Here is a 15,453-nt window from a genome sequence, read left to right as displayed (position 1 = left end):
GAGCTCTCAATAGAGCTCATCTCGATCTAGTCTTTAATTAACGCGTTGTCGGCGTGTGAGTTTGCGTTTAGTCTGTCTCTGCTGACGCTGAGTGCGGTCAGAATTAGGTTCAGTACACTCTGTTGGTGCCTGATACGCGCCAGCAAGTAAGGCTGGTGATGGATAGGTAAACAGGTCGGTAACCGACAGTGTGTCGCCTTGCTGGGTGAGTAACCCGTGCAGTTGGACTAACTGCAATGAGCTTGCTCCTGCATCGAAAAAGTTGTCATGTTCACCAATCGGTACCGAGACAATTTGACGAAAGGCCGCCTGAATCCGTTGCACATTTTCTGGTTTGCCTCGGTTGCTCTCTGGTTGGGAGGCGATAGGTTGACCTGTCGCGTGTGGGATCGGCGAGGTGACCGGTTGTGAATGTTCAGGCAGCAGAGTTTCTAAGGATTGGGACCAGCTCTGAGGCTGGCTGGCCAGTGTTTTTAACAATGCCACATACTGAGTAAACATCTGCTCCAGCAATGGTTTAGGCAATAGCGCTTCAACCGCATCCCAGTTCAGACACAGCTTCCCTTTGGATTCATACACTTGATGGTCAAGCCAGACTTGAGGCGTCTGAGAGATGCCCCAAGCAGGTTTTAGCCAGCCCTTATCCGACATAAAGTCGCCATCGGAGGTGCCCAGCGCACTGGTGAAAACGACGGGCATGCTTGCACTGGATAATTGCTGTTGACGAGCGAGTTCTCGCATGACCCAAACGGCGGACACATTACTGTGTTTTAAGTCTTGAGCCAGTTGTTGCTGTAGGCGTTTGAGACTACTCAGCCAGCTAGAATCTTTGTGCCAGGCCAATAGGAGCAATGTAGTGAAATCACCTAGCACCTTCTCAATCTGTGGGTGTACATCAGGGCGATCAAATAAAGTCAGGTTGAGGGTTAACGATGATTGGCGTCCCCATGCTGCTAAGGTTGCAGCGTATGCCCCCATTAAAATGACAGACGGCGTGACCTGATGTTGGCTTGCTTGTGTCTTGAGAGCTTGCCATTCATCTGAGGATAAAGTCCCAGCTGTACGTATGAATCTCGGGCGACTTAATGTCACAGGATCGGCTCGCAAAGGAAGCGCGGGTGCCGGAGGGAGATTCATAAGTTGCTGTTGCCAATAGGATTTAGCGTGCTCTTCAGATTGAGGTGAGCGGTGATCTCTCTGCCACTGAAGAACATCTCGGAATGTCAGTTCGAGCGCCGGAAGCTTAATGCTTGGGTTCAGATACAAAGCTTCAAGCTCTGAGAAGAAAATCTGCATGCTCAACCCGTCCAACATCATGTTGTCCAATCCTATGCACACTCGAGCATCGGATTGCTCTGGTGACACAATGGCTTCTACTGTGAACAGTGGCCACAAGGCAGGGTCATTCACTCGGTGGGACAATTCAGTACGAATCAGGTCAGCTTCATGACTGTCGATATCTGCGAAGGTATGGCATCGGACCGAGAAAGCCGGAACATGAATCAGGACTTGCTGTTGATGATTGCGTACAACTGTTCTCAGGGCATCGTGGCGATCTATCAATTGGTTCATCGCCTGATTAAACCTTGGTGCATCAAACGTGGAGACACGAAACTCGACGAAGAACTGCGCGCTTGTATTACCTAAAGCAAAGCCGGTTTGTCTGCCAATCCAATAGGCTTCTTGGACTTCGTTCATTGGGAACGGTCTGTAGCGATCTTCTGGATTTGGTATGAGTCTGGCTGACTCTTCCGGAGCCTCAGCCTGAGTTAATCTGGCTGCAAAGCTTTCTAACGTTGTGTACGTAAACAGATCGGTGAGATCGCCAACGTATCCAAGTTTTTGTAACGCGCCAATGCAGCGGGTTGCCATCAGGCTATCGCCACCGAGTAAGAAAAAGTCGCTGTGGCGGTCAAAAGATTGTTCGGGGAAGAGCGACTGCCAGACTTGGGCTAAAGCGTGTTCGCTCTCTGTTTGTAGCGGTGATTCAAGTGGTGACGCTTCTTCCGTTGGGCTACTGTTTTGTGCTAAGCGTTTGCGATCAACTTTCCCATTTGGGCTCAATGGAAGAGATGTTAGGAAATGGACACGTTTGGGGAGCATGTAAGGAGGCAAAAGCTCAGCCAGTTTTGCTTTTAGAATGCCATCTTCAGGAGCAAGCACTCGGGTGTGATTGCGAAGGACATAGCCCATCAAAGGCCATTGGTCTAACGTATGCTCCAGACGCAGAGAAGTGCCTTCAAACCAAGTGAGCAGTTCGGTCTGAGTAGGCAGTGTTGATAGTGCTGGCTCCATGACTAGGGCGCTGATAAGGGCACCTTCTCCCAGAGTGGAGGTTTCAAGCACCAGCATCAAGCCTTGTGGCGTCAACAGTTTTTGAGCGTTGGCTAGCCCCTTTTGTGGCTCCGTTAGTCGGTGGAGAACGTTGTTGATCAGAGCTACGTCGGACTTGCCGAACAATTCATGGCTGCCTTTGTCATCCCAATGGTGAACGCTGGCGTGAGAGAAGTGCGCTAATCTTGATTGGGCTGATTGCACTAAGGACAAAGAAGTATCCATTGCATGGTAGTGCAGGGTATCAGGACCGCACAAATCCAATAGTGCACTCGCAACTCGTCCGCTTCTTGCCTCATACTCTGCGAGAACGACAGGGCGGCCAAGTTGAGATGACAGCTCAGATAGGCTTTGAGCAAACGCTCGGATTTGCGCCTGAAACGCAGGACTTTGTGTCATTAGTGCTTCAGGAGAGAGTACGCTGTCTAACAGGGCAGGCGCGGGTTTGTGTCCCGTCATGATGGCTTTCAGCAATTCACTATTGAGCGTAAATTCTGAAGGTGTTTCAAACCAGTTTGGACACTCACCGATTGGAGGGTGCAACTGGTAATGGGTTTCTGATTGGGTCGCTAATCCTTGCTGACATAGTAAAGCCCACCATTGCATGAACAGTGGCTGGTAGACTTCCGTTACTCCATAGGCATGACACCAAGACTCGATTGAGCGTGATGCTTCGCTTGCAGGGATACTGGCGCAAAGATGATATTGTAGGAAATGAGCAACTTCACTTGCTGCAAGTTGGTTAACAGGAGTGGCATTTGCAGGGAATAGATCGCGATAGTTGTCGGGAAGACGGGGATCTGGGTCTGAAACACCGCAAAGTGCTTTGCCTTCGGCGACAACAAACGCTTCTAATTGACGATCTTTCCCGCCAGATGCACTAAGTGCTAAACATACGCCATGGCGAACACCTTCTACGCGGTTGAGCGCAGCGTCAATATCGCCCAATTCTATCCTGTAACCACCGACCTTGACTTGAGTATCTAAGCGTCCTAAAAACTCAAGCGTGCCGTCAGGCCAGTAGCATCCCATGTCTCCGGTTCGATACCATCGCTGACGTTCGCCGCTTGCTGAATCCTGAGTGTCTATAAACTGTGCTTTGGTGCGTTCAGGGTCATTCCAATAGCCTTGCGCGACACCTGCCCCACCTATCCACAGTTCACCCATGACCCAGTCAGGACAATCACGACCTGCAGTATCAACAACACGATAAGTTTGATTGCTTAATGGGTAGCCATAAGGAATGGAGCGCCACTTTGGATCAACCTGATCGACCAAATATTCGTTTGACCATATGGCTGCTTCTGTTGCTCCGCCCATAGCACTGAACGTTCCCTGTGGGCGAAACTTGCGGTAGCGCGCCGGCAGGGATAAATCGATCCAATCCCCCGAGAGCATCACGGTTCTGATGTGGGATGGAGTTTTGAGCTTCATGCCTTCACAGTAAGTCAAAAACATGTCAAACAGAGCGGGCACCGTGTTCCAGAGCGTGACATTGTGTTCATCAACCAGAGCCTCCCAGGCCATAGGGTCCCGGCGTTGTGTCTCAAGTGGAATGACTAATGCTCCCCCCGCTGAAAGCACACCGAATATGTCATATACAGACAGATCAAAGTGCAGAGCAGATAAAGCCAATACGCGATCTTTTGCGGTGATTTGGTGTCGTTGGTTAATATCGATACAAGTGTTCAGAGCCGATTCATGAGAGATCACGACACCTTTAGGTGTTCCCGTAGACCCTGATGTATAGATGATGTACGCGGTGTCATCAGGCGTGCATTCATGAGGGGGAGATAACAAAGGGGAATCAATAGCAGTTTGCCACTCTATATGATGGGCATCTGTCCAGTCATAGCGGGAGAACGAACTCTGACAGCGCAATACAAATCGGATGTTTGCGCTGTCTAGTATTGTTTGTCGGCGACTTAAAGGCTGGTCAGGGGAAATAGGCACATAGATACCGCCAGCGTGGAGAACTGCAAGTGCAGCAATGATTTGCCCGGGACCTTTCTCCATACTGATCGCGACACGTTCATCTTTTTCCAAGCCTGCTTTGATTAATATGTTGGCGAGGCATTTAGCACGAAAGGTCAGTGCTTCAAAGCCAATCGTTTCCCCATTGTGCACTACTGCTATCGCATCTGGGTGACGGAAAGCGACATCAAAAATGCGTTGGTGAAGAAGTCCGTCAGGCAGTTGGGTCGCTAGAGGAGTACGAGCCCGCCTTTGATGTTTTTGTTGCTCTGGTAAGAGATCTGGGAAAGGCTCTGACCAGTTCGCGTTTTTGGCAATCAAATGTTCGACACACTTTATGAAGGCCGCAAACAGACTATCCATAAAACCTGAAGGAAACAGTGCGTCCACGCTATCCCATTGCAACATGATGCAGTCTTTGTGCTTAAAGGCGACAAAATCGAGCCAGACCTGAGGTGTTTGTGAGATGCCCCAACCGGGTTTGCCCAAAGGAGATGAGTCATCGTCACCGAACAGGGAGTTGTTCAGGTTACTGGTAAAGACGATAGGTGCGCCGTGCGGATGGGTTCCATTCTTTTTAAGCTCTCGAAGAACTTCGACGCCAGAGTGATGCCTGTGCTCGTAAACTTCAGCGAAACGTTGTTGATGTGCCTGAGTCAGCTCGATAACGCTCTTGTCTTCAAGGTGCATATCCAGCAGGAGAATGTTGGTGAAGTCTGCGAGTAAGTGTTGGACATCTTCGTTGAATGGATGGCAATCAAATAAGGTCAAATTAAGCAGGAGATCGGTTTGACCGCTCCATCGGGAGAGAACTGCTGCATAAGCTGTTGCCAGTACCATGGTTGGTGTGACTTGATGTGCCGAAGCGTGTTCCTGAAACACCGCCCATTGCTCTTGATTTAGAGTATGGCGACGTCGGTGAAACTGGGGCTTATCAATTTGGTTAGGCTCATTAGCTAAAGGAAATTTTGGTGCCGTAGGTAACGAGTCCATTTGTTCGAACCAGAATTCTTTGGCGGCTTGTTGTGAAGTCGTAAGTTCAGCTTTCTCCTGTGCCAGGTAGCTGCAAAAATCATAGTGCTCTGAGCGAGGTGGTAACGACATGCCCTGTAGTAGCTGCGACAATTCGTTGAAAAACAAGCTAAAGCTCGCGGCGTCCATGACCAATAGATCGATGCTGACATGCACTCGGAACTGATCTTGAGGCAATAAAGAACAGTGGAATTCAATCGTCTGACCATTTTGTACGTCTAATGGACGGTGGCTAAGCTTCTCTCTCAAGTCGAGTAATACGCTGTCGACTTTTTCAACCGGTGCATCCGTCAAGTCGTGACGAATAACTTTCAATAAGCTTGTTGGAGCTTGCCAGCGCTGCATGCCATCATTTTGAAATGCGACGCTTAGCATCGGATGGCGTTTTACTAAGGTGTTTAGAGCGTGCTCTAAAAGATCTGGGTCAAGCAGGCGTCCATTAAACTCTTGATAAAGATGGCAGCCATTACCTCCCAGAGGCTGGTTGGGGTCTCGACCGACATAATAGGCGTGCTGTACCGGTGTCATCGGGAAGGGTTGACCATCGAGCATACGGGGGAATGTTGGAAGCGATACTTCGGGTTGCGTGTGCAGGTCAATGTTATTGCCTGAGTGTGAACGAAGCAGCTCTCGTATATCCCCCAGTGTAGGATTTGCGTAGAGCTGTTTGAGGCTAATTTTACAGCCCGCTCGCCTAAACTGACTGACCATACGCATTAAAAACATGGAATCTACGCCCAATGCGAACATATTTTCTTCGTCATTGAGGGCGGAATGAGAGAGTGCATAAGTATCGCAGAGCGCCTGTTCAAACTGGGTCATTAAATCAGTGTTATTGGACATGTTGGCATCTTACTTTTATCAAATTTAGGTAAAGCCTCCCTAAGCCACACGACATCGTGTGGCTGATTTGAGAGGGGGAATTTGCCCATCTGAGATGGGCTATGGAACTATGTCGTTTGGGGTTGAGGAGATGACCTTGGTATAGAGATACGAAGAAGGCCGAGCCCAAAAGCAATCACAGTTGCAACAATCGCGATACTATAGTGCACGGTATAACCCAAGTGAGCGATGACACTGCCGCTCACAAGCGCCATCAGAATGGCAACCGCCATATCGGTCGACTGGAAAAGTGTAAAGTCGACACCTGCTTGCTTGCCGTATGCCCATTCCATCATGAGAGTGTAAAGGGCAACAAACTTAGCGGCGGCTACTGCTGAGCTAAGTACGTATAGGATCTGCAAACCTAAAGTACCTGCGATTAGGTCTATCGTGTCGAGGAAGAAGCCGACAAAAACTAAAGCTTCCAAACCTAAGCAAGCCAATAGCATGGTACGGGCATAAAAGCGTTTCATTAAGATGGCGCTGACTAACACACCAATCAGCCCAGTGACGGCTCCTCCACCAGCGGCCAGCACTCCCAGATCGGTCAATTGCAGTCCCTGATCAAACAGGTAAGGCATCATCATTGACTGTACGCCTCGCGTCCCTATCTGGCATAACACCACCATCAGTAACCCAAAGCGAACGCTGGAACTGTCCCAGGCTCGGCGTAATGAAGGGCGCTCTTCAGTGTGAAGTTCTGGTGAAGAAACGTCTTTACGAAACAGTGCACTTGTTGGTAGCGACATCACGAGAATGAGTGCCATCAAGACATATAGTGCAGTTTGCCATTGGTATGCGCCCATCATATAGATGAAAAGTCCACCACCAAACAACGCACCAATATAAGCCCCCCCGACTTGCATTGAGTTGCCTAAATGGCGGCTCTCTTGGGGCAATCGATCGACAGCTAAACCATCCGTGCTTATATCCGCAACCGTGGAGAGTAATGCCAGAGCAAACACGCCGGCGAATAACAGGACAGGGAGTTGTATCGCTGAAGTTAAAGCCATCCCTGCGAGGACGATCACGACTCCTAACTGAGCAAGCCCGATGAGTCGCCCATGACTCAACAGCCCATTGCGCTTTCGCCTTGCTTCAACATAGGGTGCCCAAAGGAATTTTAACGCCCATGGGAGCATTGCTAAATAAAACAAGCCGATTTGGGAAGTTGAAATACCCTCGGAGCGCAACACTGCAGGCAGACCCTGCAGTGTAAACATCCCAACGAGGCTTTGTATGGTGTATACGCCAGCAAGAACCGCTAACAGTGGTTTGAGGCCCAGCGTCGTTTGAGAAGTGCTCATGGCCTTACCACTCCAGTTTCATGTTCACGCCAACTTCTCGCACTGTGCCGTAGTTGCTGTAGCGCGTGTTGTTTTGGGTATAGGCGTAAGTGACGTACTCTTTGTCGGTCAAGTTGTTACTGAACAAGCGGAAAGAGAGGTTTTCATTCATGGCATACTGAATGGCTAAGTCGACCAGAGTATAGCCGTCTTGTGCCACAGTGTTGTTTTCATCAAAGTAGATTTTTGACGTGTAACGCGCGTTGGTCATGATCGAAATGTCGCCGTCCACCCATGTTTGAGGCAAGTAGTATTCGATCCCAGCCACAGCGGTTGTATCTGGTGCGTACGGTAGAGTTTTACCTTCAATATCATCATTGCCAGATTCGAATGTCGACTGACCGAAGGTGGCACCAAGTGTCAGAGTCAGATCATCTGTAGGGTAGTAAGCAAGATCGAGTTCAATACCTTTACTTTGAGCATCTCCCATATTTCTGAGAACCTGACTGCCAGGGTTGCCCGTATACAATTGAATATCATTAGTGTCGATCCAGTAAAGAGCGCCACTCAAGTGTAGGGTGTGATCGAGTAAGATAGTTCGCCAACCTAATTCACCATTTAGAGACTTCTCTGCATCATAACCATTTTTATCGCCTGAACTTCGTGGAACTGGGCTAAAGCCGCCTGGTCTGTAACCACTGGTTAATGAGGCAAATATTCTTGAATCTTCGTCAACTTGCCAGCCAACTGCCGCTTTTGGTGAGACCACATTTTCCGACTTGTCCGATTGGTAACTGTCAATCATCCAGGCGGAGTTACCGCCAAAGTCGGACTCGGAAGAGAATCTTGATGCACGTAACCCACCAGTGAGGTCGACGCTGTCAGTCAGAGCATAATTGGCTTGACCAAATAGAGCATAGGTATCGGTCTTGATGTCATTCTGAGCGCCAGTATTAACATCAAAGCGTCGATTTTCGTAGTAGCCACCAACTAATGTTGAAAGGTCATCGCTGAATTGGGTATTAGCGCGCACCTCCTGGCTGAACGTGTTTTGATCTTCAACCCACTTACCACCGATATACTCGCGGTCAACGTTGCGGTTCTGGTACGCCGTGATACTGGTTAACTGGGTTGTCCCCAGATCGTAACCCACGTTTAAGGCGTAGCTGTTGACGACTCGTTTAAGTTCAGGAATGTTTTGGCTGGTGGCTTTGTTATTATATTCCTCTTGAGTCAAATACCACTCTTCATGGCTGTCTAAGTGCGCAGAAGATACTGAAAAAGTGAGGGAGAGTGGCGATTGTTCAGGTAGGTAATGGAATCGGGCAGTACCACTAAAGTCTTCGGTTTCATTCGCATCATCAGTGTTGCTTGGAATATGACGAATGTTGCCTTCGTCTTTTAATGAGCGAATGGCAAAATCAGCATAGGTTGTCTCGCTAATCGCGACAGCCGCAGAGCCATCGATCTGCCTGCTTAGGTTACTATATGACACACCTGCTGAAGCTACAGTCTCATCTGTCGCCTTTTTCGTAATGATATTGATGATACCACCTTGAGCATTGCCCCCGTAGAGCGTGCCTTGAGGGCCTCTGAGTAGCTCAACTTGTTCTACGTTCATTAACTGTTGAGTGAGGAATGCACTGTCTTGAAGTACACCATCAACGTAGATACTGACTGTTGGTGAATAGTAGTCTGGTGAGCTAACGCCTCGTATGGTGGTATTAGCATACGTACGGTTGCCTCGTGTCTGAATCATCAGGCCTGGAAATGCTTTCTCTAAATCTTTAACTTCGTGGATTCCCGCTTTTTCAAGCTCTTCACCAGTTTTGATTAGTACGGAGTTGTCGACGCGTTCTAACGGAATGTCCTGCTTAGTGGCTTCGATGATCATAACTTCCTGAGTATGGTCATGAGCGGCGACAGCAGGACTTAGCGTTGCCGCCAAGACTGCAAGTGAGAGGGGAGAAAGTGAAAAACTGTGCCTGTACATCTTACGGAATCCTTCTATTTATGATTTTATCGTCTATGGTGCAAATCTCATCGCCGAGGCGCTAACTCAATCAGGGGAAAAAAACGCGCGAATGGGCGTTTTCGATGATTAATAAGTAAAATTCAAACGAGATTGATTTCAGATGAACGCTACCTCTCTCGATCTTATTGATTTAAGTTTTTGTATTTAATGATATTTTTTTTAGCTCTTTTTAATGGATTTTTGGAATTCAAACAGTCTGCCGTATTGTGTTAAGAGTTACTTACATGGTGTGGTGACACGGTAGAGAGGGGACTTTGGCGATGAAGGGTAAGCTGAGGGCGCACAGCCAAACTCTTTTTTAAATGCTGCGGCAAAATGACCATGATTGGCATAACCCACTTCTTGCGCAACATGTGAGATGGATAAAGTACTCATACTTAATAACTCGGCGGCTTTAGCCATGCGTTGCTGAACGATGTATTGATGTACTGTGGTGTTTAGCTCTTTACGGAACCACTGCTTGAGTGATGTTTCGTTAGTGCCAATCCGGTGAGCTAACTGTGTGATAGTTGTTGGCACCATGTATTCTTTATCGAGAATATCAATGGCTTTTTCCAGACCATTGCAGCTGTCTATACGCGTACGTCGGACTCCATCATCTGCAATCAGGTATCGGGTCGCATCCGTCATGAAGGAGTAGGACAAATGGTGGTGCAATGTGTCATTTGGCGCAGAAGGTAAAGATAGGCGAGCAGCAAACCGTCTGAAGACCTCTGTTGCGGGCTTCATTAGCAGAAATGGCTCCCTGTTTCGAAGCTTATCTTGAATGTGGTTGCCGATTTGCATGACATCCAGATATTCCATCAAGACTTTTCTCGGCATCTGTATTGCAAAGAGTCGTGTCTCCTGAGGTTGATAGCGGCACATGCCTGTTCTCGCATCGGAGTAACATAAGGCTAATGCTTGGCTGGGGAGGATACGAGGTGTGGCCAAACTGTCTATATGATAGTAAACCGCATTGCCCAGATTGAGCATGATGGTGACGGAATCGTATTCCGTTTTATCTGGTGTATCTAGCTGAGTTGGGGAGCAAAAGTTGCCGTGAAACTCACTCAGTACAATGTCATCATTAAGCTGATTACACCTTAGAGAAAACTCACAGCTAGGGTGCTTAAACACAATGTTGCCATTGGTTTGGATAGACTCCTCCATGAGATCTAAGTGGAAAGGAAGACGGTAGTAAGCCATAGTTTTATTAATAATTATTTTTTGATAATGAGAAACATTATCATTGGGTGGGCGTTATGTCTATTCTTGCATTAGTCCAAAGGCTCTAGGAAAAAGTCCCCCAGCGCGCACCGGGGGCTGGTCTCAACTTGCTACCAGAGGGAAAGACAGAACGGTAATATCAGGCTCGCTGACGGCACTTACGATATTGAAGAGGGTTTTGTCCAAAATGTTGTTTAAACAGTTTGGTAAAATGAGAAGGGCTTGAATAGCCAACTTTGTAAACAATATCTATGATCGGTTGATCAGTGAATTCGAGTTCTGTTGCCGCGATATCCATTCGTGTTTGTTGCAGCCGCTTGGAGAACGTTGTATTGAAAAGTAACTTAAAACCTCGCTTGAAACTCGTTTCATTGGTACCCACTTCTTTGCACAGTTCTGCGATACTCCAGTTTTTCCCTGGCTCATGCTCGATCAAAGTGTGTGCTTTACGGATTTTGTTTAGAGTCCGGCTGGATAAACACGCGCATTCTTCAGGCTTTTTGTTCGGTTGAATCATGTCCAATTGATTCAGAAGCTTCGACAAACACTGGTAGGCTTGGGACACGGTGTACAAGTGTGTCGTTGCATCTGAAGAATGGCTTGTGTCATTCACATCGAGTTGACTGAGAAAGCGTTGAATATCAAAGCTTGTATCAAAGATCCAAGGTCGATTTTCAGCTAAAGGTTCAAGGATACGATTCTTGAGCACTTCTTGAATCTGGTGATGAATCTTGCCTAAGTAGTGGCACTCAAATCGGATATCGGCGATCTCAACAAAGGTTTCTTCTGCACTTATAAATACATCATTGAATTTGTTGGTGGATAAGATCAGAACACTCTTGCCCGGTTCCAGTTCAAGCGGTTGATCCTGGCCATTGTGCCAAAATAATCGTTCACCGCGCACAACAGTTAATATGCGCAGGCAGCAGGTTGGTTCCACGGGTTGGGCTTCATAGGCTGTGCAACCTCCATACCCCGATAAGGTATGGATTTGACATCCTAAACATCCGCCGAATGAGTGACAGGTTGGTTTTATCGGTGAGCGTGAAGCTTCACTGTTTGCGCGCGGTGTGGCTGCACCTGAGCAATTAGATTGAAATTTTGAGTCAACGCAGTTCATAGTTGGTACCCTTCAATACGGCTTAGTCAGCTAATGCACACATGTTTCATTGGAGTATTGAGAAGCGGGCCACACGATAAAGTGTTCATTTTCCACGCGTTGTCTCATATTATTATTTTATTCTTTGGCTCGTATTATTGGTTTTATAAACGAGAGCTCCATTCTGTTGAGCCACTCGGTTTCTGTCTACTCGGATCGGAAGCCATTTCTTTCCTCTTTGCACCGAAATTGAGTAGTCTTTCCCTCTTCATCGATCGTGTTTTGTCGTTTAACCCCAGATGAGCATTACGCTGTGGCGGGTTGGCGGAGCTTCATTCTGTCAAGACACGCATGGTGTAAAACACGCAGTAAGTGAACGGTATCTTGCCAATTCAGACACTCGTCAGTGATTGACTGACCGTAATTGAATGGTCTTTGGTGCACCGATTGCTGTCCGCTTTGCAGGAAACTTTCGCACATCACTCCTGCGATATAGTCATCGCCTGCTCGAAGTTGTTCAGCAATATCATCAGCGACCTTGAGCTGGTTTTGGGCAACTTTTTGGCTGTTGCCATGGCTAAAATCGACCACCAACTTAGCTGCGAGGTCGTTACGTTTTAACGTGGAAGCCGCGGCTTGAATGTGTGATTGCGCGTAGTTAGGTGAGTGGCCTCCACGTAGAATCAAGTGACCATGTTGGTTGCCTTCAGAGTGTACGACGACGTGAGTGCCATCATCACCGCACTGAATGAAAGAATGTGGCATACGAGAAGCGTGAATCGCATCGACTGCAATATCAATGTTACCGTCGGTGCTGTTCTTAAAGCCTACGGGGCAACGCAGCCCCGATACCAACTGGCGATGAGGCTGGGATTCTGTTGTTCTTGCGCCAATCGCTCCCCAACAAATCATATCGGCAAAATAAGGGGCAAAATTGGGGTCGAGAAATTCAGTCGCAGTTGGAAGCTGGAGATCTAGAATGGATGCCAGTAGTTCACGGGTAAGTTTGATACCTTGCGCGATGTTGTGTTGTCCATCAAGATCTGGGTCAACAACGAACCCCTTCCAGCCTACTCGGGTTCGAGGTTTTTCGAAGTAGGTTCGCATGACTATTTTGAGTGTCGGAGCAAATTCTCGTTGAATGGCGGCCAGCTTATTGGCGTACTCCAGCGCAGCATTTGGGTCGTGAATTGAGCATGGACCGACAATCACCAGTAACCGCGGGTCTCGTCCTTCCAATATTTGTTGAATTTGTTCCCTCTGTTGATGAATGAAGCGGCGTTGCGACATGCCTATCGGAGAGCGGATTTCTTTGAAACTAGGCAAAGGGGTGAATGATTTAGCATGGAAAATGTTAGAGAGCATTGACATGAGTTTGTCGTCCTACAGTCTCATTAAAATGAAAATAGTAATCATTTTCATGATGTGAAGCTTAATGATTGTTGTCAATGACGCAAATGGGTGTATTTGTTTTAATGTTCATATAAATTAAATAAAAACAATAGGTTAAGTTGATCATGTTTTTTAAAACTGGCGTTTAAAAAAGGCCGATATCGCTATTTTTATCTGAATGTTGTGGAGCAAAGTCAAAAAATTGAGATGGGTTTGAGTTGGGGGAAATAGTCACTAACTGCTGTATCAATAGCGCTAAAATTTAAGCGAATGTGCTCACTAATTTTTGTAATAGTAGCGTTAATTTTGACGTTGATGTGGAGTTGGGGCGAGAGTCGCCCCTTTGACCGATTTTGGGCTTAATACACTCCATTGGCATTCTGGATATCACCACCACTAAGCAGAGAATAAAGTCTCATCGAGAAGTCGAGCGCTTGGATTGAATCCCAGTGTTCAACGATTCTGCCATCTTCTATTCGCCACGTATCGATGATATTCATGCCTTTCTCGTCGTTCCCTCGGTCTTCTTTATCCAAAGTGGCATGTGAATGGAAAATCACGTAGTCACCATCCACATAGATATGTTTTACGTCGTAGGTGTAATCAGGGTAATCCTCCACGAACTCTTTCAGGAAGCCAACCAAACCTGTCACTTTGTCAGGCAAGTTACGATTGTGTTGTGTATAGGCACTGTCGTTGTAGTGTTCCAGAACATAATCAAAGTTATGGTCATTCATTAAGTTCTGCACAAAATCGGTAATCAATTCGGCGTTGGCCAGCTCCTGCTCAGTCCAATTTGGTTTCTGTAACTTTTGTAGGTCAATCGTTAAGTTGTCTGATGATTGCGCATAACTCGTTGTAGTTAATAGCAAAAGAATAGTGGATGTGATTAGTTTTAGCATAGCTCTCTCCAAGGTACTTATTGTTGTTTAGGTATATATTGATCATTATAGTAATTAATAGTAACCTACATAACAAGAAGGCACTTTCGCGTTCGCTAGGCACATTTTGGTAACCTATGCGGCGCTTAGGGTTGGATAAGGGGTAAAAAATGGCTGAACAAGCTAAAGCTGAAAGACGTGTTTTTCATAACAATGAAGATTGCGCGGTGCGCAATGTGGTTTCGCAAATCGGTGACAAGTGGTCGCTCTTGATTTTGTTTGCGTTGGTGGATGGGGAAGATCGGTTCAACTCTTTAAAATCAAGGATTGAAGGCATATCTCAACGGATGCTGACTCAAACATTGAGAGATTTAGAGCGAGAGGGCTATGTGAATAGAACGGTCTACCCCGAAGTACCGGTAAAAGTAGAATACTGCCTGACGGAGATGGGACGAGAGCTAGTTAAGCCTCTTTATCAATTAGTCTCGTGGGCTGATGACCATAGGCAGGATATTGAACGTGCACGCAAAGCTTACGACGAGAGAAATGCATAGAAGAGCTGGCACCAAGGCAGGCTGTGGAATTTATGCCTTGATGCCAAATCTATTAAGCTAGAATTTCCACCAACTTTTGGCCTACACCGTGTGCACTGGTTGGGTTTTGGCCTGTAATGACACGTTCGTCGACAATGACAAGCTCTTGCCAAGGTTGAACCTTGCTAAAGCGTGCTGCACTTCGTGCCAGTGACTCTTCCAGTAAGAATGGAATATCGTTAATAGTGCCGAAGTCGATTTCTTCTTCTCGGGTGAAGCCTGTTACCGACTTAGAAGCCAATAGCTTCTCGCCATTGCTTAGTGTAATTGGAAGCAGCGCCGCAGGGCCATGACATACCGATGCTACAACACCACCATTTTCATAATGTTTAGCGGCGATCGTGGCAAAGTCTTTATTGACGGCAAGATCAGACAGCAAGCCAAAACCACCCGGATAGAAAATGGCATCGTAATCGTCACTGTTTAGCTGAGATACCGGAATCGTGTTGTTGATACGATTTAGGAAATCATCATCTGCCAAGATCTCCGCATTGACGTAATCTCCCTCGATATCTGTCCCGTATAACGGTGCTTTACCACCTTTGATCGAAGCAATATCGTATTCAATACCAGCGTTGATTAACTCTTTAAGCACGTGAGTGAGTTCTGGCGCGTATGTGCCATTTGCTTGTTCTGTGCTGCCTAGTGTGGCGTGATTAGTGACAGGTATTAGTACTTTTTTCATGATTCTATCCTTTCTCGCTGACTCATATTTTTAGTTCACCCACATACTAAT

The 15,453-nt window shown here is 47.1% G+C and carries 9 protein-coding genes; 1 reads left to right on the top strand and 8 read right to left on the bottom strand.

All coding sequences use genetic code 11. The features are described from left to right. Positions 1 to 33: 33 nt before the first annotated feature. The 7 genes from VIC_RS18695 to VIC_RS18665 all read right to left on the bottom strand — a co-directional run bounded on the left by VIC_RS18695 (position 34) and on the right by VIC_RS18665 (position 14,145). Positions 34 to 6,183 (bottom strand): non-ribosomal peptide synthetase, encoded by a 6,150-nt coding sequence (locus VIC_RS18695; RefSeq protein ID WP_006961717.1) that lies wholly within the window; start codon positions 6,181 to 6,183, stop codon positions 34 to 36. Positions 6,184 to 6,290: 107 nt separating this feature from the next. Continuing rightward, on the bottom strand, positions 6,291 to 7,529 hold the full coding sequence (locus VIC_RS18690; protein ID WP_006961716.1) for an MFS transporter: 1,239 nt from the start codon (positions 7,527 to 7,529) through the stop codon (positions 6,291 to 6,293). Positions 7,530 to 7,533: 4 nt separating this feature from the next. Next, entirely contained in the window at positions 7,534 to 9,501 is a 1,968-nt protein-coding gene (locus VIC_RS18685) for a TonB-dependent receptor (protein ID WP_039952191.1), read from the bottom strand. Positions 9,502 to 9,759: 258 nt separating this feature from the next. After that, positions 9,760 to 10,731: a helix-turn-helix transcriptional regulator gene (locus tag VIC_RS18680; RefSeq protein WP_006961714.1), complete on the bottom strand. Its 972-nt coding sequence runs from the start codon at positions 10,729 to 10,731 to the stop codon at positions 9,760 to 9,762. Positions 10,732 to 10,891: 160 nt separating this feature from the next. Further along, positions 10,892 to 11,872 (bottom strand): helix-turn-helix transcriptional regulator, encoded by a 981-nt coding sequence (locus tag VIC_RS18675; RefSeq protein ID WP_006961713.1) that lies wholly within the window; start codon positions 11,870 to 11,872, stop codon positions 10,892 to 10,894. A gap of 285 nt (positions 11,873 to 12,157) precedes the next feature. Next, positions 12,158 to 13,222, bottom strand: a complete 1,065-nt coding sequence (locus VIC_RS18670) for a 3-deoxy-7-phosphoheptulonate synthase (protein WP_006961712.1) — start codon at positions 13,220 to 13,222, stop codon at positions 12,158 to 12,160. Between the two features lie 380 nt (positions 13,223 to 13,602). Continuing rightward, positions 13,603 to 14,145: a nuclear transport factor 2 family protein gene (locus VIC_RS18665; RefSeq protein WP_006961711.1), complete on the bottom strand. Its 543-nt coding sequence runs from the start codon at positions 14,143 to 14,145 to the stop codon at positions 13,603 to 13,605. 149 nt (positions 14,146 to 14,294) lie between these two features. Here VIC_RS18665 and VIC_RS18660 point away from each other — a divergent pair, with 149 nt between their 5' ends. Continuing rightward, a complete protein-coding gene (locus VIC_RS18660) occupies positions 14,295 to 14,678 on the top strand; it encodes a winged helix-turn-helix transcriptional regulator (protein ID WP_006961710.1) in 384 nt (127 codons plus the stop codon). A 52-nt stretch (positions 14,679 to 14,730) separates the two neighbouring features. Here the strand turns inward: VIC_RS18660 and VIC_RS18655 are convergent, their stop codons facing one another. After that, the gene (locus VIC_RS18655; protein WP_006961709.1) at positions 14,731 to 15,402 is read right to left on the bottom strand and encodes a type 1 glutamine amidotransferase domain-containing protein; all 672 of its coding nucleotides are present in this window, start codon (positions 15,400 to 15,402) and stop codon (positions 14,731 to 14,733) included. Between the last annotated feature and the right edge of the window lie 51 nt (positions 15,403 to 15,453).

The sequence above is a fragment of the Vibrio coralliilyticus ATCC BAA-450 genome (assembly GCF_000176135.1).
GTDB classification, from domain to species: domain Bacteria; phylum Pseudomonadota; class Gammaproteobacteria; order Enterobacterales; family Vibrionaceae; genus Vibrio; species Vibrio coralliilyticus.
The sequence above is the reverse complement of the archived record's forward strand: the minus strand, read 5'-3'. Positions and strand labels throughout refer to the sequence as shown.

Coding starts and splice junctions, on each gene's coding strand:
- VIC_RS18680 (WP_006961714.1), bottom strand. CDS start 10,731: ATGGCTTACTACCGTCTTCCTTTCCACTTAGATCTCATGGAGGAGTCT.
- VIC_RS18660 (WP_006961710.1), top strand. CDS start 14,295: ATGGCTGAACAAGCTAAAGCTGAAAGACGTGTTTTTCATAACAATGAA.
- VIC_RS18665 (WP_006961711.1), bottom strand. CDS start 14,145: ATGCTAAAACTAATCACATCCACTATTCTTTTGCTATTAACTACAACG.
- VIC_RS18690 (WP_006961716.1), bottom strand. CDS start 7,529: ATGAGCACTTCTCAAACGACGCTGGGCCTCAAACCACTGTTAGCGGTT.
- VIC_RS18670 (WP_006961712.1), bottom strand. CDS start 13,222: ATGTCAATGCTCTCTAACATTTTCCATGCTAAATCATTCACCCCTTTG.
- VIC_RS18655 (WP_006961709.1), bottom strand. CDS start 15,402: ATGAAAAAAGTACTAATACCTGTCACTAATCACGCCACACTAGGCAGC.
- VIC_RS18675 (WP_006961713.1), bottom strand. CDS start 11,872: ATGAACTGCGTTGACTCAAAATTTCAATCTAATTGCTCAGGTGCAGCC.
- VIC_RS18695 (WP_006961717.1), bottom strand. CDS start 6,183: ATGTCCAATAACACTGATTTAATGACCCAGTTTGAACAGGCGCTCTGC.
- VIC_RS18685 (WP_039952191.1), bottom strand. CDS start 9,501: ATGTACAGGCACAGTTTTTCACTTTCTCCCCTCTCACTTGCAGTCTTG.